We start from the raw sequence: 23,043 nt of genomic DNA on the forward strand, positions 1-23,043 counted from the left end.
AGTTATTGTCCGCCAAATTGCGCGAAAATTGACGATTGTGAATTAGCTTTGTTAATTGCAGCTTCCATTGCAGAGAATTGCTTCCAATAGCGTGCTTCAACGTCTTTTAAACGATCTGTTAAAGTAGTGATTCGCTTATCTGTATCTACCAAACTCTTACCAATTGAATATTGGTTATCAGTCATTGTAGCACGACCAGCCTTGCTTTCTATGCTTTTAGTAAAATCACTCATTGATTCACGTAAACGTTGTACAATACCACGAGTATCTCCCTCAGGAGCATCTTTTTCTCCGGCTTGTGTAAATGTTTTAGTTACAAGCTCAGGATCATCCGTTAATGCTTTACGTAATTTTGTTTCATCAATAACAAGCTTACCGCCATCATTATAGCTACTTGATGTAGTGATACCCATTTCAGACAATGTATCCATGACTTTATCTCCTAAACCATTTACTTGTCCATAAATTGAATTACGCATATCACTTAATCCATTACGAATAATAGAATCACTTCTTAAGAGCCCACTTCTTGCTTTTTCATCCCATAATTTTTGTTCACTTTCAGACATACCCTTACGTTGCTCAGCAGTTAAAGGCGTATATTCACGATATTTTGTTTCTTTGATTTGTGAATTCATACCTTCAATCAATTCGTTATATTTTGTAACAAATTCTTTTACTTTGTCTACCATTGAATTAATATCATTTGTCGATGTAACAGAAATACTATCCGAAATAGTTCCTTGAATTGTTGTCTTACCATTATTATCAGTAACTAGATTATTAGCATTAAATGTACTATTAAGTGTTAAACTATATCCTGAAATACTAGTTGTATTGGATTGGCTTTCCATGACTAAACCGTTTACTGCATAAATTGCATTTTGACCATGATTATTTTCAGAAACTAAATTAATATTTTCATTATTAGCCGCTTCATCTGCACTAATAAATCCTAATGCAGCAAATAGTTCTTTACCTTCTTTATTTTGGGTTATATTACCATCTGAATCTTTAACATTTGTCACAATTTGAATTTCACTTTTAACACTTGGATCTATAGCTTTACCAGTATTATTTGCAACAATCGACATTTGACCTTGAGAAAATATTGCTGTTACACCTGCTCCAGATGAGTTTAAACGTTTAACAAATGTATCTATTGAGTCTGTTTCATTATATGAAACCTTTGTTTCTTTCATTGAACCATCTGCTTGTATTACATTTAATGTAATTGAGCCATTCTTAAGACCTAAATGCCCTAATACTGTTGAACCAGACGATGCATTAGATTCACTTTCGTCTTTGTTTTTAATAGTGTGAGCACTGCTTTGTGATGTAGTTGATTTAATACCAAGTTTATTTAACATTTCAAATGCATCTGGATCTGCGGCTGTAACTGTTTCTCCAGATTTACTAGCTGAAATGGATAAATTTCCAGTTGTTTCATTATAAGAAGCTTTAATACCATTTCCCTCTTTATTAAGCTCAGTTAGTAATGATTCAATAGTGTCGCCTGCTTTAACTTCAATAGAAACATTTTTATCTCCAACTTTGAAATTATATATTCCCTGACTTATATTAAGTGTATTTAAATCAGTCGTTTTAGAAGCAGCTACTTCTTTTCCTTCATCATTTGTCACTTTTAAACCCTCAACTGTAGTAGAAGTAGAAAAACCAAATGATTTTAATTTTTCTGCACTCTGTTGGTCATCAATAGTAAATGAGGTGTCTTTACCTGAAATTTTAAACTTTCCTGTAGAAGGATCGTAACTGGATGTATCTAAACCAGCGCTTTTCAATTTATCCACAAAATCTTTAATTGAATCTCCGGCCTCAATTGTTATATCCTTTTGAGTTGTTGTAAGTTTACCATCTGCAGCTTTAGTTGTAACATTTAATGTAATAGTACCTGGCGTAACATTAATATCATCTAATGAATCTGTTTCTGTAGCATATCGATGAGACGTTTTATTAGCAGTCGCAATATCTGTTTTAGCCGCTGTTGCTAATTGTTTCACAGCTTGTATATCTAATGTGCCTGATGCACCTGAACCTGCATTTACAGTGATTTTACCGCTATTAACACCCGTTACAGTTGACGTTTTTTTCGCAAAATTACTTGATAATGAAAAGTTGTCAAATAAATAATCACTAAAAGTTTTTAGCTTTGTATTTACTGCACGATATGCATCACGTTGCCATTCATACGTCGTTTTCTTCTGATTTAATTTATTTAGTGGTACACGTTCTGCTGTCATTAACTTTTCTACTAATGCATCAATATCCATTCCAGATGCTAATCCACCTACACGGTTTACCATTTATATTACCTCCCAGTAATCTTGCTTTAGATAATTTCGTCTACTACCATCCCTAAATACTTTTGCATTGTGTAATAAGCATCTAACAGTTTTTTTGGTGGGATTTCACGAACCACTTCATCTGTTTCGGTGTCTACTACTTGTACAAAGTAACGATTTAGTCCGTCATGTAGCACAAATTTAGAATTTTTGCTATGAAATTCCATAAACTCATTTAGAGCATTCACAGCTCTGTCTAATGTTTCTTTAGTTGGTTGTTCTTCCTGTTGCGACTGCTGTTGCACGTTAATCATTTTGTTTATTTCACCCACTTCAACATTCGGTTTAGTTTGGGGTACAACAGTAGTTGTGGCATTCTCTATGGGTGCTTGTGACGATATTCGCATTTGATTCAATCCTCCTACACTCACAATATTTCTTATTGTTATTATCGGAATCATCTAAGGATCTTTTACCAAATCTAAAAATTTCACAAGTTTCAACCGATATTACATTTGAAAACAAATATTTCACATGGAGGTGAATTGATTGAGGATACAAGATAAGGCATGGACGTCCTTTGCAAATAACCGTGTTCAAAAAAATCAATCTGCAATCACAAAAACACTGGAGAAGTTATCGGGTGGAGATAAAATAGTTCGAGCTTCTTTAAATGCTTCTGGGCTCAGTATATCTGAAGCAATGCGTACTCAAATTAAAGGTTTGTCTCGAGCACAACAAAATATGCAAGATGGATTATCTGTTTTAGAGGTTACTGATTCTGGATTACAGAATGTAAATGATGCTCTACATCGAGGTCGTGAATTAGCAGTTCAGGCAGCAAATGATACATTAACTGAAAATGATCGATATGCTGCACAAAAAGAATTGGATCAATTAATGAATTCTATTAATGATACTGCAAATCATATGGAATTTAATACCCATAAGATTTTAGGGGAAATCCGTCCGATTTATATCCAAGCAGGTGCGAATTCAGGTCAAATACTAGCAATTGATACAGTAGATGTAAGCACTAAAGCATTGGATTTAGAAAATGCTAGTTTAGAAACGAATTCTAGTGCAAATGAATTAATAGCAAAAATCGACAAAGCATTAGCTTTTACTTCAAAGAAATTAACTGACGTAGGTGCAGACTATAATGCAATATCTATGCATCACGAAAATGTAGGCCGTACAGAGGAAAGTCTTCAAAAATCAGAATCTCTAATTCGCGATCCAGATATGGCTCTTGAAATGATGGATTTAGTAAAACAAAACATAGTTCAAAAAGGTGACGAATTACTAATACAATCTACCAATCGAAATGTTCAATCAATTCTAGGTCTATTTAAGTAAACAAAGAAAAATAAAGCTACAATAAAAGTCGAAGTAACATGACTTTTATTGTAGCTTCTTTATTAAAAGAAAATAAACACAAACTTGAATGTAAAAGGAAGAATAAAAAATTATATTTAGCTATTAGCTTTTAGATAAACATTCTACATCTTTTTTTAAAGTGTCACAAATTATAAAGTCCATCATACTATCAATATCATATGAATGTTCCTTACTCATTAAATAGCCCACTGTATCATTATTTAAAAAAGATTTTGACTCTTGAAATACTTTTGTTTTACCTATATAAATAGCACCATTTAATGAGTATGTTACAGGCAACTCTTGCCTCCTTACAGCGATTGGTTCATCTGCAAGTAAAGGTTGTAAAACTTTTTCTTCACTCATTTTATACATCCAATAAGGAGATTCAGATGTTTCCACTACACTAACACAATAGTTACTATCGTTTTCAAGTAGCTTTTCAATGGCATTATCAATATCTTCTACCGTTCTCAACGGAGAAGTTGGTTGCAGCATGATAATATAATCATAACCTGGGCATTGAGCAATGGCATGTAATATAGGCTCCATACCCGATGTTGTATCTCTTGCTAATTCATATGGTCTTACAAAGGGAACCTCACAGCCATATTCTTCTGCTACTTGAATAATCTCTTGATCTTCTGAAGACAAAATGAGTCTCGTTATATACTTCGATTTTTTTGCTTCTTCAATTGTCCAAGCAATGAGTGGTTTCCCTGCTAATTCTTTGATGTTTTTACGAGGGATACCTTTAGATCCACCTCTCGCAGGAATCACCGCTAAAAAGGTTGGCTTCATTTTACTTCCTCCTTATAATCAGAGTTAGCTTGCTCAAAGTCTGCCATTCGTCCAATATCTAACCAATATTCTCTCACAGGAAATGCTGATACATTATTTTGTTCATCCATTAATTTTTTAAATAAATCTGGCATATCATAAAATTCATCTTGTGGAATATAATCAAACACTTCTGGACTTAATACATAAATTCCTGCATTCACAAAGCTTCTATGCATTGGCTTTTCTTTAATTGAAACTAACTGCTGTCCTTCCGTTTCAATAACACCATAAGGTATTTGATATTCATATTCACGTACACACATCGTCGCAGCCGCTTCTGTCTCTTCATGAAATTGCAAAAGCTGTTCAAAATTTACTTGAGTTAACAAATCTCCATTCATAACAAAAATAGGGCTTGAGGGTTTTTCCTTCAATAAAGATAAAGCCCCTGCCGTTCCCATTCTTTTATCTTCTTCTATGTAAGAAATGGACACCCCAAAAGCTGAACCATCCTGAAAATAATCTTGAATGACTTCTTTTTTATAATTTACAGATAGTATAAAATTAGTGAAGCCATATTGCTTAAAACCTTCTATAATCGTTTCTAAAATCGGCTTATTTCCTACGTTTAGCATTGGCTTAGGAATATTTTCAGTTAATGGACGTAAGCGTGTACCAAGGCCTCCTGCCATTAAAATAACCGTATTTCCATTATTTTTAGTAGCTGGGTCCTCATCAGCAAAAATGATATCAATAATTTTATTATCCATATCTATAATTGGTAATTGCTTTAATTTATGTTTTTTTAGCAGATTCAAACAATCACTATATGTATTATTAATGCATGCACTTACAGGAGAAGCATTCATTACCTGTTTAATTGGGACATCTAATCCTTCACCTCTTAAAATACCCCTGCGAATGTCTCCATCGGTTACAGTACCTAGTAAATTCAGTGTTTCATCTACCACTGCTGCAAATTGCATGGAAGAGTCGTCGATGATTTTCATTGTTTCTAAAAGTGTTGTATTTTCATTAACTAAGATACTTCTCCAATTTTTCAACTATTTCACTTCCTTTGCAGGTACTCCAAAAGCTTTTTTATTTGTACCTATATTTGAAATAACTACAGCACCTGCACCAATAAGTGTTTTTTCACCAATTTCAACAGCTTGAATAATAGAACTACCTGTACCAATATGAGACCCGTCACCTATAATAACACTGCCTGATAGAGTCGTACCCGGTGCAATATGAACATGAGATCCTACTACACAATCATGTTCAATAATTGCCCCAGTATTAATAATCGTATTCTTACCAATTTGAGCATGTGGTTGTATAATTGCTCCAGCCATCACTTGGGTACCTTCAGCTAAAATAGCTGTTTTTGAAATAATAGCCTTATTGTGAATGCATGTTGCAAATGTATATCCTATTTTATTCATTTTTTCAAAAAGAGTTTCACGAAAATTTGAAATACGAACAGTTCCTATTCCTAAGACAAGTTCTATCTCTTCGGGATTATAGTTAGTAATTACTGCATCTGTTCCAAGATACTTTAAGCCGTATCTATTTACTTCTTCTTTCGGTGCAGTAAAACCCAATATATCTCGATGTTGCAATAATAAGATTTCTGTTAAAACAGAAGCCTGTCCACCATTTCCTATTATTATTATCGACTTATTCATCGATTTGTTCATCCTCTTTATAAAATTTAGTAGACTTTTTCCCTAAAATCGACCAATACTTTGATGGAGATATGCCATTACCAGGTCTTTTAACAGCGATATTAGATATTTTTAATATTTCTCCTTGTCTGATATCAGTACTTGCCACAAGACTTTTTCTAGCAGCTACTCTGTTTTTCATCTCAATTGGTGTTGGTTCTTTTAATCCTGTTCCTAAAGCACTCTCAATCTGACGGATACCTTCAATCATAGCGTTTAATTCCATTGGCTCTAATGAAGCTACATGATCTGGTCCCGGTAAATTTCGGTCCAATGTAAAGTGCTTCTCTATGATAGTTGCTCCCATGCTAGTTGCAGCAATTGGAACTGAGATCCCTTGAGAGTGATCAGAAAATCCAATTGGCAAATTTAGCTCTTCAGCTAACTGATTCATAGCTTTTAGATTGATTGTTTCAAAAGGTGCTGGATATTCGGTTGTACAATGTAGTACCGTTACAAATTTTTGTAAAGTCTCTTTAGCCTCATTTGTTTTATAATAAGAATAGACGTTTTCGATAGAAACTTCCTCATACGGCTTTGATAAGCCATATGCGACAAAGGATAAGGCTTCATGTATTTCTGCAATTGTAGCCATACCCGTTGAAATAATCATTTTCTTTTTCTTAGTCGCAATATAATGGATAAAAGGTGAATTAGTCAGCTCTCCAGATGGTATTTTAATAGTCTGCATTTGTAAATCTTCAATTAAAAAATCCACGCTATCATGGTCAAATGGCGTAGATAAAAATTCGATTTCTATTTCATCACAATAGCTTTTCAGTGCTGTGAATTCTTCATATGATAATTCCAATGATTTTAACATTTCATATTGAGATGTAGCCTCACCTAAATTTTCCACTTGATAATCTGCTTGCATCGCTTCTTTTGTCACTAAATTCTCCGCACGAAATGTTTGGAATTTAACTGCATTTGCTCCAGCCTCCTTTGCAACATCGACAAGCTTTTTCGCAATCGAATAGGAACCATTATGATTGACTCCTGCTTCTGCAATGATATAAGTATTTGTCATTCTATTCGCTCCTTCAGTAACATAAATGCTTCTGCCTCTTCATAACCGCTCGCTGCACCTCTTAAATATGCCAACGATTTGATAGCTTTCTCGCTTCTTGGGAAGGGAAATGCGCTAATCTCGGAAGCATAAATATTCATAATCTTAATCTTCTCTTCTAAAAACCCACCAATGTTAATGTAGACATTTGGTCTGAACCCATTAACATCTGGATCAATAGAAAAATCTGTTTCAGATAAAGTTTCATACGCAAGCACCCTTTCAACCGAAGGATAACGGAACCACTTCGTACAAGACATAGTAGCATCGAATACAACCTTATGGTCACTATGAATATCTCCAGGATAAGGTGTAAAAACTATTTGTGGCATTACTTTTGAAAAAACTTGACTTATACGACCAACGATATCTCCCATCGGAATACAATCTAATTCCGCTGCTGGAAAATCCAATTGGAATACTTCTTTGAAATCATAAATTTTTGCCACTGTATCAATTTCTTTTTGACGTTTCAGTTTTCGTTCTTTTGTAAAGGAACCCCCCATACCGGTAACAATTAGCCAATAAAGATCATGGTTTTCTTTTTTATATTTTAATAAAGTACCCCCACAGCCTAATGTTTCATCATCTGGATGGGGCGTGACTATAATAATTTTTTTATTCATAAATATTCTCCTACTTTTGGAATAATATCTAATTCACAATCTGTAATTTCGAGTAAGCCATCTGCTACTTTTACTATAAAAGAATTTAAAGTTATAGCTACGATTTTTCCAGGCTCAATGTTAGCATATATATTGTATTCATATATTATTTCTTTTGCTGCCCAAACTTTATAATCTCTATTTTCATAAGTAAAATGAGCTCCTACATACGGCTTTGTTAGAGCTTTAATTAATTGTAAAATAGTTTTACTTCCCATTCTCCAATCGATTTTTCCGTCTTCCTTTGTTCTTTTTCTCCAATAATTAACTTTACTCTCATCTTGCGGAAACGATCTAACTCGGTTATTAATTATATCCTCTGTCAATTTAACAACTTGCTCTTCTCCAACTTTTAAAAGTTTGCTATAGAGCGTTTTTGCATCATCACTATCACTTATTCTTACAACTCTTTGACTCAATATATCCCCTGCATCGGCCTCTTCAGTTAAATTAAAAAAAGTTGAACCTGTTTCATTTAATCCTAAAGCCAAAGCCCAAATAATAGGATGCCTTCCCCGATTTTGTGGTAAAAGGGCTGGATGATAACCAACTGCACCTTTTTTAGCAACTCTATAAATCTCTTTAGGCAATAAATGTGACCACCCAAAGCAATAAATAATATCGGGTTTTTTTTCAGAAATCCAATTTAATAGGTTATTGTTATCTTGATAATCTAGCCAATCTATATTATTTTGTTCTGCAATTGTAACTAGTGATACATGGTCTGCATTAAAATTAGATTTCTTTTTTGTTACAATACCTACTATATCTACACTTGTATTATTTATTAAAGCCTTTAGAAAATTTTCACTTGATTGTACGCATCCTATATATAATATTTTCATGTTTTGCCCCTATTCTATATCATAAAATTTCTTTTTAAGAATGGAATCTAGTGAAATTTTTTTTAGCACACTTACCATTTGTTCAGAAGTATTACCTTCACCATATACTTGATTCATTGATTGAATTTTTTGCAGGAATACTTTATCGATACTCTTACTAATTGCATTAATAATATCTTCTTTTTCAAAATTACAATCAATGACAGACTCAGCCTTAAGTCTTCCTCTTTGACGATCTCCAATATTAACTGTCGGTTTTAAAAACACCGGTACCTCTACTAAACCACTTGAAGAATTTCCTATTACTGCAGCACAATGCTGTATAGCGTTTAAATATCTAAGCTGCCCTAGAGAATCAAAAACAATACTCCGTTCTTTGTTTTGTTGTACATAACGTTCAATATACGTATTAATAATACGACCATCTGTATCAGCATTCGTCTTAGTAAAGACTATTTTGTAATCATCGAATGTATCTAAAGCTGAAAGTAAAGTTTGTATTTGTTGTTCAGCTGTACTATTTTCCAAAGTGGTTGGATGTAGTGTAATCAAAAAGAATTTATCCACTTCAAATTGGATTGATTCCTTAAATGCTTCTTTCGATAATACTTCTGTTTTTTTAATACCTTCAATTCCTAAAGTCCCCACATTAAAAACATAATCAGGTTGCTCGCCCATTTGTATAATTCTTCTTCTATATTCATCGGAAGCTGCAAAGTGAATATGTGACATTTTAGTAATAGAATGTCGAATCGGGTCATCTATTAAACCTTCTGTTAATTCTCCCCCATGTATATGGGCAATAGGAATTCTTGATACCATGGCAGCTTGTGCTGCTGCTAAAATTTCAAAACGATCTCCCAGTACTACAACGATATCTGGTTCAATTTCTTGATATGCGTCTGCAAAGCCTATGACACCTAATCCTATAGATTTAGTAATAGCTGCTGGTGTATCTCCAGATAATAACATATCAATTTTTTTATTTATTACAAAACCATCCTTTTCTATTTGTTGAAAAGTTAATCCGAATTCTGGAGATAGATGCATTCCAGTAACAATTACCTGCAGTCCTAACTCTGTATCTTTTTGAATTTTATCCATCAACCAATATAACAGCCCATATTCGGCACGCGTCCCCGTAACAACACATATTTTTCGTTTCAAAATTTATCCCTCTTTTATCGGTGTGCTTGGAATGTTAATAATTTTCTTTTTTAATCGCTCAACTGTTGATAAATCAGCTCTAGGACATTCTATAAATGGCTTTAAATAGTGCATAGGTGTCCAAATAGGTCTGCTCATTACACCATTATCATTTAAGAAAGCTAACACTTCATCTCGCTCTAAAGTATCATCTAAAATCAATGTTTGCAGCCAATAGTTACTTGATGTATTTTCTCTCTCTTTGAAGAGTTTTACACCCTCTATCGGAGCAACTAGTTTTCCATAAAAAGCTGTTAATTCACGTTTTTGTTCGATAAAATGTGGCACCTGTTCTAGCTGTGCGCATCCTAACGCGGCATTAATATTTGGTAAGCGATAATTATAGCCAATTTCATCATGATTATACTCCCATAGATGTGGAACTTTTGCAGTTGTCGTAATATGTTTTGCATAGTTTGCAAGCTCATCATCGTCCGTCAAAATGGCACCACCACCACCTGTTGTAATGATTTTATTACCATTAAAGCTAACCGCACTCACATTCCCAAAACCACCAGTGTGCTTACCTTTATAGTAAGACCCTAATGATTCTGCTGCATCTTCTACTAATACTAAATGATACTTTTCGCAAACCAATTGCAATTCTTCTAAATCAACAGGATGTCCAAATGTGTGCATCGGTACGACTGCACGAATAATTCGACCTGATTCTTTATTAATTAATTGGTTATTTTTCAATTCACCAATCTCTAAGATATGTGCTTCTAACTTTTGCGGATCTAGACCTAATGTCTTATCAGAAACATCTACAAAATGTGGCATAGCACCAAGGTATGAAATTGCGTTAGCTGTCGCAATAAATGTTAAAGCTGGCATAAATACTTCTTCATTTGGCTGAACGCCAGCAACCTTTAAGGCAATATGTAATGCAGCTGTACCATTCATAACAGCAACAGCACGTTTTACACCAGTAAAGCGTGCTAAGTCTTCTTCAAAGCGTGTCACATATGAACCAACGGACGATACCCACCCGGTTTGAACACAGTCTGTCACATACTCTAACTCTTTGCCATTGAATGTTGGTTCATGTAATGGCACAAAATCCTTCTTATAATGCTCTTTAATCTGTTTTGTGAACTCTAACCATTGAGTGTTCATATATTATATACATCTGCCTTATATTGAGATAAATTCTTTGGATTTGTGAACCATTCAATTGTTTCTTCTAAGCCACGTCGAAAACCATCTTTACCACCATATTGAGGTTGCCATCCGATTAATTCTTTAGCTTTTTTATTCTCAGCCCACAAGCGGTTAACTTCACTTTTTTCTGGGCGTAAACGCTGTTCGTCTGTTTCTATCGTTAGTTTGACACCCATAATATCCGCAATCATTTCAGCTGTTTCCCCTATTGATACTTCGTAATTAGAGCCCACATTAATGACTTCACCTAATGATTTTTCAGAATTCATAACAGAAATAAAGCCGCTAACTGTATCCTTCACGTAGTTAAAGTCACGTGTTGGACTAATAGCGCCTAATTTAATCGTCGTTTTACCATTAGCTAATTGGCTAATAATTGTTGGGATTACCGCACGTGCTGATTGGCGAGGACCATATGTATTAAACGGACGGATCACTGAAACTGGTGTATCAAATGAACGATAGAATGATAACGCCATTTGGTCTGCACCAATTTTAGAAGCAGAGTATGGAGACTGCCCCTGTAATGGGTGGTTCTCGTCTATTGGTACATATTGAGCTGTGCCGTACACTTCACTTGTAGAAGTATGTACAACCTTATCCACACCTAACTCACGCGCAGCTTGTACAATATTAAGCGTTCCATTTACATTTGTATCAATATATGTTGCTGGTGAGTGGTAAGAGTAAGGAATGGCTATAAGTGAGGCTAAATGTAAAACATGCGTACACCCCTTCATCGCTTCTTTTACTCCAAAAGGATCTCTAATATCTCCAGAGAAAATATCCAATGATTCTTTTATTTCTTTGGTAGATTGATCCAACCATCCCCATGAATTAAATGAATTATAATAAACAAATGCTCTTACATCGTGCCCTTGTCTTATAAGTTCTTCTGTTAAGTGGGATCCGATGAATCCATCGGCTCCGGTTACTAATATTTTCATCATATCGCCTATCTTTCACATTTTATATGTCTACATCTTTTTAGCTATAGCTAATTGGCTTTCTTCTTCAAAAAAGCTTGCTATTTCATATTCAAACAAATCTGCTAATACGTTTTGATCTCTTTGTTCTAGAGTATCATTTACTTCTAATAATAATGATTTCATTTTTTCTTCATTAAATATAATAGAATAATTATTATTTTTTAATATATTAAATGAACTACTAACCCATTCTATTCCTTCTACAAAATTACTAATTGAATTATATGCCTCATCACGTTGCCCATTTCTTAAAAACTCAGCAATTTTCGTACAACCATTTGGAATCTTAGACATATAAAGATTAACACTTTCTATTAACTCAATTAGTTGATTCTCTATACTTATCATTTTATTATCTCCTTTATTCAAACTCAGACCATGCGGGCGAATCTTCAAAACCAATAAGATACTTTTGAATGTGCTCAACAAAAAACTTTATTTTATTCAGCATTTCTACTCTCTCTTCATTCGTTTCAAAATTACCATCAAATCCAAATTCAAACATATTATTTATAGATTTTGTTGTGGAATATATCATGTTCAATACATGAATCTCTAAAACTTCATTTTCTCTCAATTTTTTTATTAATTGTAATATTTTTTTTAGGTCCTTTAAAGTAACTGCAGCTGAATTCATTCTATTTATTTTTCTCACTACATCATCAACTTCATATTTACAATCTTTTATCTTCTGGAGAAACTCAATCGAATAAGAATAATTTGGAGTGTTTTTTTCCCCCGCACGATTAATCCATGACTTATCAACTTTTCCATTAAACTTAATTTCATCAGCAGGTTTATATGCAACTCCCGAAATCTTCGCACCATCTTTTGCCAAATTATAAATATGAATGCTTTTATTAGCCATTTGAATAACAGAAATGACGTTGTTAAAACTTTCTAACGTAGTTGCTAAGGGAAGAGTTGTAAATACCTTGCCACCTTGATTATCCTCAACTTCTATTGTCTGTCCTAGGTTTTTCATATTTTTATGCTCATTTACACCCGAAGCATAATACTGACCATTAGCTAATGCTAAATCCTGTCCTACCATATATACATCTTTGGCTCCTAGAAAATGAGTTAGCATTAACGAGTATAGTGCCACAGAAGGAACCGTTGGCACCATTATTAGATCTGGTCGTTCCTCTTTAGTTACAGTATCTTGCGCTATATTTGTAACTAATATATCACCCAGATGATTTTTTAAAATTGAATGATTTGTTGTACCCGTCGTAATTAGTGGTCCATCATATTTTGTATCTTTAAAATGAGCGGTATAATTTATGTCTGATCCATCAATTACTGTAACGAAATCTGGATGAATACCATTGTTCATCAAACCATTAACAGCAGAACCAGAAGCTATTACATAGGCATTATCCTTATTTTTTTTCACAAATTCTAAATTTTCTATTAATGATGGCCCAGATGAAATGAGAATAAATGGTTTATTGATAAAATGTTCTTTTAATTCCAATAATGATTTAGCATTTTTTGAAATTGATAAATTTAATATTGGTTCTGTTAACCACTCATACATAAAGTATTTTTCAGTATTTTTATTTAATGTGGCAGTTACAGATCCCATTTTTATTTTTTCAATAATAGGTTTCGTTAGGTTCTCGTTTAATCTATCATAATTAGGATGTATTAATATTTCAAATTCCATTCCTAATGAATTTCTGATAGCACCACTAATTTCTAGATAATTTAAATTTGACGAATGATAAAAATTAACATTTATTTCATTTAATTTATTTATATACTCCTCTTCATAATCGATATCATCAAATATTTCTATTATGTAAAATTTTGAATTCAGATTTTTCTCTAAAATATAATCTAATAATGTACCATTTCCAGAACCTATAATAATATAACTTTTATTATTAGTAAATTTACTACCAAATCTCTCAATTTCCTTTATTGGGGATATTTCAGAATTTAACGAGATTATTTTCTTATTTTCGGAGTCAAATACTTTAACTATCTCGTTTTTTCTAGCATTAATTTCACGACTAATTTTATACATTGGGTCCCTCTTCCATCTAATCAGCATTGTACTTTTCTATGATTATAAAGTATCTCGTATAAAAGGCTATGTATTATATTCTTTTTATTTAGAAATCTATAAAAAAAACTGAAGCAATAAGCTTCAGCTTTTTTAATCACTGACTGTTTTCAATTATTGTAATAATTGAAGAACGCCTTGTGGTTGTTGGTTAGCTTGAGCTAACATTGATTGTGCTGCTTGAGTTAAAATATTATTTTTAGTGAATTCCATCATTTCTTTAGCCATATCAGTATCACGGATACGAGATTCAGCAGCAGTTAAGTTTTCAGAAGTTGCACCAAGGTTGTTAATAGTATGCTCTAGGCGGTTTTGAATCGCACCAAGATCAGAACGTTGTGAAGAAACTGATTTAATTGCAGAGTCAAGTAACGCAATTGCTTTATTAGCTCCTGTTTGTTTAGCAATTGATAACCCACTAAGACCTAGTGCTTTTGAATCCATTGTGTTGACGCTTACTGATAATGTTTGACCAGTATTTGCACCAATATGAATCATTTTACCAGTGAAAGAACCGTCTAATAGCTTTTGAGTATTAAACTCAGTATCAGTAGAAATACGAGTAATTTCAGTTGTTAGTGCTGCAACTTCTTTTTGAAGTTGTGCACGGTCGTCATCAGTGTTTGTATCATTTGAAGATTGTACTGAAAGTTCACGCATACGTTGTAGGATAGCGTGAGTTTCGTTAAGAGCACCCTCAGCAGTTTGGATTAAAGAGATACCATCTTGTGCGTTTTTAGAAGCCATGTCTAAACCGCGAATTTGTCCACGCATTTTTTCAGAGATAGCAAGACCAGCAGCGTCGTCTCCAGCGCGGTTGATTTTGTAACCTGAAGATAATTTTTCTAAGTTTTTAGATGATTGCGTGTTGTTGAAACCTAAGTTACGGTGTGTGTTTAAAGCTGAAATATTGTGTTGAATTCTCATTGTGAGATTCCTCCTTGAAATTGTTTTTTAGTTCCACATCCATGTGGAATTTGTTTGACTGCTGGCTCGTTTTCACTTACCTTTTGTCTCACAATACTTATATCGTACCTTAATAGAAATGTTTAATAGTTTTTTTGAGTTTTTAAAAAGTTTTTTTTGAAAGTTGATCTATTAATGATTGGGATACATTCATTGCTTCTTTATTTTGCTCTTGAATTGCTTCATAAACTTCAGAACGATGAACTTTCACTGATTTTGGGGCAACGATGCCTAGCTTGACTTGCTCACCATCTACTGACAGTATCTTAAACTCAATCTCGTCGCCAATCATAATAGACTCGCCCTTTTTACGTGTTAGGACTAGCATTATTTTGCACTTCCTTCCAATGTACCTATTGGATGGCGTAATGCGTATTTCTCGTTATCTTGTAGAACGATTTGTTTACCTATTTTTTCTTTAACATTAATAAGTACAGGTGCTAGTAAATTTAAGGTTGACGTTTCGAACGGCTCTTTTAATGTAACAATGGCATATGTGATAATATCCGATTCGTCTTTAATTTGTAATGCTTTTTTATCTGACTCAGATAAGTCGAATGCATAATCTTTTTTAAATAAGAAAGGAAAAGCCACTACAAATCCAACTTCAATATGTTCAGTTGATTGCAATATACCAAATGGCGATTCATTTTCTAATGGTAAGAATACATATTTTTTTGATTCTTCAAACCCAGGAATTCCCTCTTCAAATGTAAGTATACTTTCTTCTTCTATTTCAACAGAGCCTAAAAATTTTGTTTCGATTTTCATCTTTATTCTCCTTTAATAACTGTAGTTTCTACTGATGGGTATTGTAGCATAGTGCCCGTTACATCACCTGGTGTGTAATCATGAACAACTTTTCCAACCTGGACATCAATTCTTGGGTTTTGACGAGTGATGTTGATATCTAGCTGGTCGGATACATATTTTATTTTCACAGAGCCTACTGAAGGTTTCCATGTGATTCCGATATCCTTAGCTGGAGGATTTGCAATATTTTTAGCAATAGCAGGTATAACACTGCCTTTTCCTTTACCAATATCCATCATTTGGCGGCCTTGGCTCGCTCTTCTACCAATACCTTCTAAACCTTTTTGTCTGCCATCACTTGCAAATTTTTCAATAGATTCACGATTTGTATATAATCCTAAGTCTCGATATGCGCGAGATGAATCAACAATTAGTTTAGCTGGTTCTGAATTTATTTGTAAAATAGCTGCAGGCTGTTCGATATGTTGTTGCGCTCGTGGTTGCCTAATAATTTGATTAGAGTCAATAATATTAAGTCCTACTTTAGCATCTGTTGTACGAATTTGAATTTGATCAAGTTTCATAGTAATCTCACTCCTTTGAAAAAGGCTCCCGCTCTAAATAGCGAGAGCCTTTTGGCTAATTATTGATTATAGGAAGTCTACTAGTGTGGGTTGAATAATTTTTCCACCTACAGATAATGAAGCACGATGAATTGATTCTTCTGTAATAAGTTGTGTTATAGCTTTTTCATAGTCTACATCTTCATTGTTAGACAGTTGTTTTGTGACATTTACTTCTTGGGCCGAAAGACGGTTCGTCATCATTTCTACCCGATTTTGCTTAGCACCAACCTGAGCAAGTGATTCTAATACCGAGTTTTGTTGAGTTGTAATATCGCCCAATAAGTTACCAATTTCAGTACCTGATGTAGATCCTGCATTCAAAGCATCTGGATCATTTAGTTTCGATTGAACTTCACTCATTAATTTATCAATATTTGCAAAAAGATCCTTGCCATTTGTATTCACGGCTAATGTCACGCCATTGTATACTTCCACTTCAACTTGGTTCGTATTACCTTGGAGTGTTGTTAGTTGGCCAGCACCAGCATTTGCTGTTGTATCTGCAAATAAAGGTTCTAATGTTTTTGTTCCGCTGAAAATGTATTTCTCACCGCTTTGCGTGTTTGCCACATCACGAATTTGCTGACGAATTTGATCAATTTCAGTTTTTATTTTTTGACGATCTTCATCTGTATGTGTATCAGTTGCTGCTTGTGTGACCAGTTCTTGCACACGTTTTAAAGCCTCACCAACTTGACTTAAAGCTTCGTCAGTCGTATCTAACAAACTATTTACTTCATTCATATTACGTGTATATTGGGCATTCTTTGTTAAGTCTGTACGATAGCCCATTCCCTTTATAGCAGCAACCGGATCATCTGATGGACGTGTAAGCTTAGAACCAGATGAAATTTGTTGTTGAAGTTTACCCATTTTGTTATAGCTATTGCTTAAATTACGTAACATATTACTTGATAGCATTGATTGTGTTATACGCATTTACCTAACCTCCTATACACCTACACGGCCCATACCGTTAATGATTTTATCTAATGTTTCGTCCACTACTGTGACCATTCGTGCTGAAGCATTATAAGCTTGCTGGAACATGATCATATTCGTCATTTCTTCGTCAAGAGAAACTGAACTTACTGAGGCACGTTTGTTACTAACTGTTAATTGGATTGTAGCTGCGTTATACGCCATTTTATCTGCCTCAGAGCCACTTACACCAATTTTACCTACAAGACCTTGGTAGAAAGATTGTGTTGTAGCCCCTTCTAAATCTTCTCCCGCTTTGAATGATAATGTAATTGAACTACCATTTCCTAAATCGATTACTTTGCCGTCTGATAAAGCAGTTGTTTTTAAATTAGATAAGATAATTGCTAATTTACCATTACCTTCTTCATTTGGCGCTGTAGATGCCGCAATTTGAGACGGGTCTGTAATCTCGACTGTTACTTTACCATCAGCATCAATTTTAAAGAAATCAGTTCCTTTTGTAGCACTATTCAATTGGTATCCTGCATTGTGAATTTGATTAAACGCACTAACAAATGCATTTGCTAGTTTGCTTAGCTCTTGCATAGTATTTGGGTAGTCACCTTGTGGCAATGCTACTCCGTTTTTTTCATACCCATATGAGTGAGCAAGTGAAATCATTTTACCGCCACCAATTTGCATATCTTGTACCTTTATAGAAGAGGCACCAAATTGATTTGATTGCAAGTTCTTAGCATCCTCTACACTCACTAAATTCGAAACACCAAAACCCGTAAATACTTGAAATTCTGTTAAATCATCAGTTAATGCACCAGCTGCTCCAGTTATATTACCATCTTTATCTATACTTTTACCTTGAGCTTGTAATTGTGCTACTTTATTTCCGTCAACTAGCGTTGTACCTGATCCTTTTAGTTTTATAACGACTGATCCTTCAGCAATTCCTAAAGCATTACCACCAGATTTATTATAGCTAGTTTCTATAGGTACATATTCTGATAATTGATCTATTAAGTTATCACGCGCATCGTATAAATCATTTGGTAGATATCCATTCGGTTCAACTTTTTGTATTTGTTCATTTATTTCAGCAATTTGACGTAAGATTGAGTTAATAGCATCGGTTTCAACTTTGAGTTCATTTTTCAAGTTGCCTTGAACTTCCTTAAGCTGCGAGTTTATATAGTTGAAAGAATCCGCTAGATGTTTAGCATTTTCAAGCGCTACTTTACGAGCAGAAGCATTTTCTGGATTAGTACTTATGTCTTGAAATGATTTATAAAAATCATTGAATGCTTGGTTTAAACCATATTCAGATGGTTCAGCCATAATGTCTTCCATCTGACTAATAGCTTCAGTTTTAGCACCCCAGTATCCAAGCTTAGTTGCTTCCTGTCTAAACTGCCTATCTAGAAACTGGTCACGGATACGTTCTACAGATCCAGCTTCTACCCCTGTTCCGATATGCCCAGCGGTCTTCGGGGCATTTAAACCAACACCTGGATAACCTAATGTTGATTGCATGTTGACGCGTTGGCGAGAGTAGCCAATTGTATTAGCATTCGAGATATTGTGGCCTGTTGTATATAGGGCGCTTTGTTGTGTAAACAACCCTCGTTTACTTGTTTCTAATCCCATAAATGTGGAGCGCATTTTATTTCCTCCTCTGTTTCTTTATGCTTGTGAGTCAAAGCTGGTTTTTAAAGTACTGCCACGAACTTCGGTTTGTGAGTAGTTGATTTGGTCTGGTTGAGGTCGCAGCATATCTAATGTCATATTGACGAATTGAAGTGATTGGAAAATCATTTTTTGGTTTAGGTCGTTTTGGTGCTTGAGAGTTTCGATGACGAGTAGCAGTTTTTTGCGTGCTTCGTCTAATTTAAGTTGTTCAATTGGCGTATCAGCTACTTCAATTACTTGAGCGACAGTTGCATGTTCAGCAGAGGCAATTCCTTTTGCCTTAAGGTAATCCGTTACCGCTTGCTGACGCTGTTGCTCGAGCTGTGAGATGGCAGCTACGTGCGATTGCTCGTCCTTGAGCAATTGATCGAGTCCGTCCATGTCTCCTGTCTTGATGAACTCCGTTTTGTGATATGCAAGTTCTAGCAGGCTCTTATGCATTTTTTCTAATTTATCTAAAATAGATAAAATCATTTCAATGGACATTTCTCATACTCCTTTTACTTATGGGCGGTAATATTTCAATAAATCTGAAGCGACTTGTTTTGCGTCTACTTTATAATTGCCCTCTTGAATTTGTGCTTTTAACGCTTGTACGCGTTCAGCTCTTTCATCTGCATAACTTACGATTCCTTGAAGATCCTTTGCAGCTGATGAAATTTCTAGCTGATCTGCCTTATTCGCTACCGATTTATTGGCAAAATCAGATTTTACAGGCTGGTTTTTATATGGGTTTACAGCGTTTACGCCATAGTTAGTAATTTTCATATAGAATGGCCTCCTCTCAATCGTTCCTTTTATATATTCATTATTTCGGTTGGTTTATATCGATGTTAAGTATTTTGTAATAAAAGCGAAAGACATCCTAATCCGTTTTTTAATTGCTAGTGCTATATGCCTTATTTGTGGGAGGGTAATTGACGGGAGTTTTTGGTGGTGTTTGTTTTGGGTTGGTCATTCTCGGTTTAGCGCTAGTCATTCGGGTTTTGGCGCTACTCGCTCCTGCTTTGGCGCTACTCACTCCCGTTTTAGCGCTACTCGCTCTCTTTAGCGCTACTCACCACCGCTTTGGCGCTACTCACTCTCGCTTTGGCGCTACTCACTCCTGCTTTAGCGCTACTCGACCCCGCTTTAGCGCTACTCCGCTCTCGCTTTAGCACTACTCACAAGCTCCCTCACCCAAAAACAAGTAACCCCCAAAACAAAAAATCCCCACATACCTAAGTATGCGAAGATTTATACTTTATTGCTTTTTCTTATTTGAGTCGGCATAGTATGTTGTTCGTTCTGATTCTTCTACGCTTTCTCTGAATTCGCGTGCTGCTTCGAATTTATTGAGTTCGGATTTTAGTTCGGTTTGGCAATTAATGCAGAGCTTGCCTTTTGTAGTTAGAGCTCCACAGCTGTCACAAGGATAGCCTAGGTTTGGGAACATAGCTGGTTGCAAGCGACCTTTCCTTACCCATTTATGTAGTAAGTCCTCTTCTACACCTGTAGCATCGACAATTTGCTCGATTGTAGCTGATCGATTATCGCGTTTGCGTAAGAAACGGTATACATCCTCGTACATTTTCTCTTCTTCTTGCGCACATTTTCCGCAAACTTCTCTAATGCCAGTATAGTTATAAAAGTCCCCACATTTTGGACAGCTTCGCAATTCACCCATGTTCTTACCCCCTGGAATTTAAATTCTACTACTTAATATACTAGTTATATTGTCGGTAAAATCAACATAAAATTTATAAAATGCAGGGAGTTTGTAAAGAATCGTACGATTTTTTGTATCTTTATGACTAACCTTGAATTAGGGTGAATGCTTTTACGGAAGGTGCTCCAGCCGCAGAGAGTATCGCTTTGGCATGTTTTAAAGTGGTTCCAGTTGTCACAATATCATCTATTAAAATATGTAGACGATGTTCAATTATACTATTCGGTTTTAATTGAAATAATTGAGCGCTTTGTTCACGTTCTACTTTTGATTTAGATGATTGGGATTCAATTGATATTTTCTCTAGTAAATGTGTATAGGGGATACCAGTTGCTTTCAATAATTCATCAATATGTGCAAATGTGCGTGTTTTTATTTTTTCTGGATGCATTGGAATTGGCACAATAACAGCATCAGTGTTTTTTAGTGCTTTGGCAATTTCGGATCTAAATACATCTTTTAACACAATATCTTTAAAAAACTTGTATTGATGTAGGAAGTCTTTCATTGCTTCATTGTAATGAAATAATGTTTGGATATCTGGAGACTTTTGTTCCTCAGGCTTAACAAGCTCAAATTTACTATGGCAAGTAGGACAAATGACTGCTTGCTGTTCATACATAATCAGTTGCTTCCATGTTAATCGTCTTTTTAGAGGTTTTGAACATAGATAACAAATCATATTCATATTGTTGTTAGCTCCGTATTATTGAGACGTTTAATTTCTTTTGTTGCTCGGTCCATTTCAATAGAGATACCGTGGTGAAAGAAGACAAGATCACCTGTTGGACAGTCGAAAGAACGTCCAACTCTTCCTCCTATTTGAATGAGTGCACTTGAAGTGAAGATACCACTTTCTGCTCCTACTACCGCCACTTGTACGTTAGGTATTGTGATACCACGTTCTAAAATGGTTGTTGTTAATAATCCTCTCACTTTTTTTGCACGGAGCTCTAACACCTTTTCTTTTCGATTTGGATCTTCTGCATGAACAGCTTGAATGTTTGGTTCCAATTGCTGAAACAACGGGATGGCCTTTTCCATTAGAGCAATAGTTGGAAAGAAAATGAGAAAAGGTTTATTTTCAAGGAGCTGTTTTTTTGTCCATTGAATAAGTTTTTTTGGTAACCTAGTTGATTCAATCTGCTTTTTGTATCGCCATAATGATTGATAACGTGGCACTGGTAGTGGATGCCCATGATATCTTCTAGGGATAAATGAATAGCCACCTTTCTGTTTTTGTATTTGGTTGATTAGTTTATCAGATGGCGTTGCTGTCACGTACATGATTGGCGCATCTCTTTTTTTAGCTTTAATGACTGCTTGTTGTAAAGTTTCATCATGCGTATATGGGAATGCATCGGCTTCATCGACAATGATTGTATCAAAAGCATCTTCAAAACGGTAAAGCTGATGTGTCGTCGCAATAATAATCGGGGCGTAATTCTTGTCGACATCTGCTCCACCGTAAAGTGCTTGTATTTTTGTCTTTGGGAAAACTTGTTGAATGCGCGGTACTAGCTCTAATACGACATCGGTTCGAGGCGTTGCGACCGCAATTCGTTTTCCTTCTTTTAAGCATTCGTAAATAGCTGGGAATAAAATTTCTGTCTTTCCAGCACCACAAACCGCATGGATTAGATGAGCTCTGTTTGCATTTATACTTTCAATAAGTTCTTTCGAAGCCTTTTGCTGATAGGGTGTGAAGGTGCCTGTCCATGAGAATAGGTGATTTGCTGCTTTTCTAGGTGTTGGTCCAACCCATTTTATGAGATCCGAGCAACTGCTGACACGCCCCATGCTGATGCAATGTCTACAATAGACGCAAGCTTGCTCACAAGCTGCACAATAATAAGTTACAAATAGATTTGGATTGTTATTAACACATCGATTACATATATAGTTCATACGCTTAAATTGAGAATTCATTTTGGAGTTTTTCTTCACACCTGGGAGAGTGGCGATATAGCCAAATTGGATGTGTTGGGTGATTAGTTCTTCTGAGAAAGGGGAATGTTCACGTAGCCAAATGCGTCCTGTTAGGAAATCACGCAGGGACGGGTTTTCTAAGATACCTATATAGCGGTATGTTTTGTTTCGTTGCTTGAATAATCGTTTTCGCAAATATTGCCTCCTTACTAGGGTTAGAGTTGGATT

General features: G+C 34.9%; 25 protein-coding genes. 1 reads left to right on the forward strand and 24 read right to left on the reverse strand.

Annotation, left to right across the window (positions count from 1 at the left end):
* Positions 1-2 precede the first annotated feature (2 nt).
* Both fliD and MHH85_RS16520 read right to left on the reverse strand, forming a co-directional pair.
* The gene (fliD, locus tag MHH85_RS16515; RefSeq protein WP_340707766.1) at positions 3-2,324 is read right to left on the reverse strand and encodes a flagellar filament capping protein FliD; all 2,322 of its coding nucleotides are present in this window, start codon (positions 2,322-2,324) and stop codon (positions 3-5) included.
* A gap of 26 nt (positions 2,325-2,350) precedes the next feature.
* Complete coding sequence (locus tag MHH85_RS16520; RefSeq protein ID WP_340707767.1) at positions 2,351-2,710, reverse strand: flagellar protein FlaG; 360 nt, start codon at positions 2,708-2,710, stop codon at positions 2,351-2,353.
* Between the two features lie 142 nt (positions 2,711-2,852).
* Here MHH85_RS16520 and MHH85_RS16525 point away from each other — a divergent pair, with 142 nt between their 5' ends.
* On the forward strand, positions 2,853-3,662 hold the full coding sequence (locus MHH85_RS16525; protein ID WP_340707768.1) for a flagellin: 810 nt from the start codon (positions 2,853-2,855) through the stop codon (positions 3,660-3,662).
* Between the two features lie 123 nt (positions 3,663-3,785).
* Here the strand turns inward: MHH85_RS16525 and MHH85_RS16530 are convergent, their stop codons facing one another.
* The 22 genes from MHH85_RS16530 to MHH85_RS16635 form a co-directional block, all read right to left on the reverse strand.
* The gene (locus tag MHH85_RS16530; protein WP_340707769.1) at positions 3,786-4,484 is read right to left on the reverse strand and encodes an acylneuraminate cytidylyltransferase family protein; all 699 of its coding nucleotides are present in this window, start codon (positions 4,482-4,484) and stop codon (positions 3,786-3,788) included.
* A complete protein-coding gene (locus MHH85_RS16535; protein WP_340707770.1) occupies positions 4,481-5,530 on the reverse strand; it encodes a nucleotidyltransferase family protein in 1,050 nt (349 codons plus the stop codon). The genes MHH85_RS16530 and MHH85_RS16535 overlap by 4 nt, the downstream gene beginning before the upstream one ends.
* Positions 5,531-6,157, reverse strand: a complete 627-nt coding sequence (locus tag MHH85_RS16540; protein WP_340707771.1) for an acetyltransferase — start codon at positions 6,155-6,157, stop codon at positions 5,531-5,533. It lies immediately after the preceding gene.
* Positions 6,150-7,226, reverse strand: coding sequence for an N-acetylneuraminate synthase (gene neuB, locus MHH85_RS16545; RefSeq protein ID WP_340707772.1), 1,077 nt, complete (start codon positions 7,224-7,226; stop codon positions 6,150-6,152). Before neuB ends, MHH85_RS16540 begins: the two co-directional genes overlap by 8 nt.
* Positions 7,223-7,891 (reverse strand): PIG-L deacetylase family protein, encoded by a 669-nt coding sequence (locus tag MHH85_RS16550; protein ID WP_340707773.1) that lies wholly within the window; start codon positions 7,889-7,891, stop codon positions 7,223-7,225. Before MHH85_RS16550 ends, neuB begins: the two co-directional genes overlap by 4 nt.
* Positions 7,888-8,775, reverse strand: coding sequence for a methionyl-tRNA formyltransferase (locus MHH85_RS16555; protein ID WP_340707774.1), 888 nt, complete (start codon positions 8,773-8,775; stop codon positions 7,888-7,890). The genes MHH85_RS16550 and MHH85_RS16555 overlap by 4 nt, the downstream gene beginning before the upstream one ends.
* Positions 8,776-8,784: 9 nt before the next feature.
* Positions 8,785-9,942 (reverse strand): UDP-N-acetylglucosamine 2-epimerase, encoded by a 1,158-nt coding sequence (neuC, locus tag MHH85_RS16560; RefSeq protein ID WP_340707775.1) that lies wholly within the window; start codon positions 9,940-9,942, stop codon positions 8,785-8,787.
* Positions 9,943-9,945: 3 nt separating this feature from the next.
* Positions 9,946-11,100, reverse strand: coding sequence for a LegC family aminotransferase (locus MHH85_RS16565; RefSeq protein ID WP_340707776.1), 1,155 nt, complete (start codon positions 11,098-11,100; stop codon positions 9,946-9,948).
* Positions 11,097-12,092: an NAD-dependent 4,6-dehydratase LegB gene (locus tag MHH85_RS16570; protein WP_340708189.1), complete on the reverse strand. Its 996-nt coding sequence runs from the start codon at positions 12,090-12,092 to the stop codon at positions 11,097-11,099. Before MHH85_RS16570 ends, MHH85_RS16565 begins: the two co-directional genes overlap by 4 nt.
* Positions 12,093-12,122: 30 nt before the next feature.
* Positions 12,123-12,482, reverse strand: coding sequence for a hypothetical protein (locus tag MHH85_RS16575; RefSeq protein ID WP_340707777.1), 360 nt, complete (start codon positions 12,480-12,482; stop codon positions 12,123-12,125).
* Between the two features lie 13 nt (positions 12,483-12,495).
* Positions 12,496-14,169, reverse strand: a complete 1,674-nt coding sequence (locus MHH85_RS16580) for a motility associated factor glycosyltransferase family protein (RefSeq protein ID WP_340707778.1) — start codon at positions 14,167-14,169, stop codon at positions 12,496-12,498.
* A gap of 153 nt (positions 14,170-14,322) precedes the next feature.
* On the reverse strand, positions 14,323-15,135 hold the full coding sequence (hag, locus tag MHH85_RS16585) for a flagellin Hag (protein ID WP_340707779.1): 813 nt from the start codon (positions 15,133-15,135) through the stop codon (positions 14,323-14,325).
* 142 nt (positions 15,136-15,277) lie between these two features.
* Positions 15,278-15,502 (reverse strand): carbon storage regulator CsrA, encoded by a 225-nt coding sequence (csrA, locus tag MHH85_RS16590; protein WP_340707780.1) that lies wholly within the window; start codon positions 15,500-15,502, stop codon positions 15,278-15,280.
* A complete protein-coding gene (gene fliW, locus MHH85_RS16595; RefSeq protein WP_340707781.1) occupies positions 15,502-15,945 on the reverse strand; it encodes a flagellar assembly protein FliW in 444 nt (147 codons plus the stop codon). The genes csrA and fliW overlap by 1 nt, the downstream gene beginning before the upstream one ends.
* A gap of 2 nt (positions 15,946-15,947) precedes the next feature.
* Positions 15,948-16,511, reverse strand: a complete 564-nt coding sequence (locus MHH85_RS16600) for a DUF6470 family protein (protein ID WP_340707782.1) — start codon at positions 16,509-16,511, stop codon at positions 15,948-15,950.
* A gap of 66 nt (positions 16,512-16,577) precedes the next feature.
* Entirely contained in the window at positions 16,578-17,492 is a 915-nt protein-coding gene (gene flgL, locus MHH85_RS16605) for a flagellar hook-associated protein FlgL (protein ID WP_340707783.1), read from the reverse strand.
* Positions 17,493-17,504: 12 nt separating this feature from the next.
* Positions 17,505-19,151, reverse strand: a complete 1,647-nt coding sequence (flgK, locus tag MHH85_RS16610; protein ID WP_340707784.1) for a flagellar hook-associated protein FlgK — start codon at positions 19,149-19,151, stop codon at positions 17,505-17,507.
* 21 nt (positions 19,152-19,172) lie between these two features.
* Complete coding sequence (locus MHH85_RS16615; RefSeq protein WP_340707785.1) at positions 19,173-19,664, reverse strand: flagellar protein FlgN; 492 nt, start codon at positions 19,662-19,664, stop codon at positions 19,173-19,175.
* Positions 19,665-19,682: 18 nt separating this feature from the next.
* Complete coding sequence (flgM, locus tag MHH85_RS16620; protein ID WP_038179738.1) at positions 19,683-19,946, reverse strand: flagellar biosynthesis anti-sigma factor FlgM; 264 nt, start codon at positions 19,944-19,946, stop codon at positions 19,683-19,685.
* Between the two features lie 475 nt (positions 19,947-20,421).
* Complete coding sequence (locus tag MHH85_RS16625) at positions 20,422-20,844, reverse strand: TIGR03826 family flagellar region protein (protein ID WP_053417785.1); 423 nt, start codon at positions 20,842-20,844, stop codon at positions 20,422-20,424.
* Positions 20,845-20,971: 127 nt separating this feature from the next.
* Positions 20,972-21,574, reverse strand: a complete 603-nt coding sequence (locus tag MHH85_RS16630; protein ID WP_340707786.1) for a ComF family protein — start codon at positions 21,572-21,574, stop codon at positions 20,972-20,974.
* On the reverse strand, positions 21,571-23,010 hold the full coding sequence (locus tag MHH85_RS16635; protein ID WP_340707787.1) for a DEAD/DEAH box helicase: 1,440 nt from the start codon (positions 23,008-23,010) through the stop codon (positions 21,571-21,573). The genes MHH85_RS16630 and MHH85_RS16635 overlap by 4 nt, the downstream gene beginning before the upstream one ends.
* Between the last annotated feature and the right edge of the window lie 33 nt (positions 23,011-23,043).

Origin of the sequence: Viridibacillus sp. FSL E2-0187 (assembly GCF_038006425.1) — a bacterium.
In the GTDB taxonomy this organism is placed as follows: Bacteria; Bacillota; Bacilli; order Bacillales_A; family Planococcaceae; genus Viridibacillus; species Viridibacillus arvi.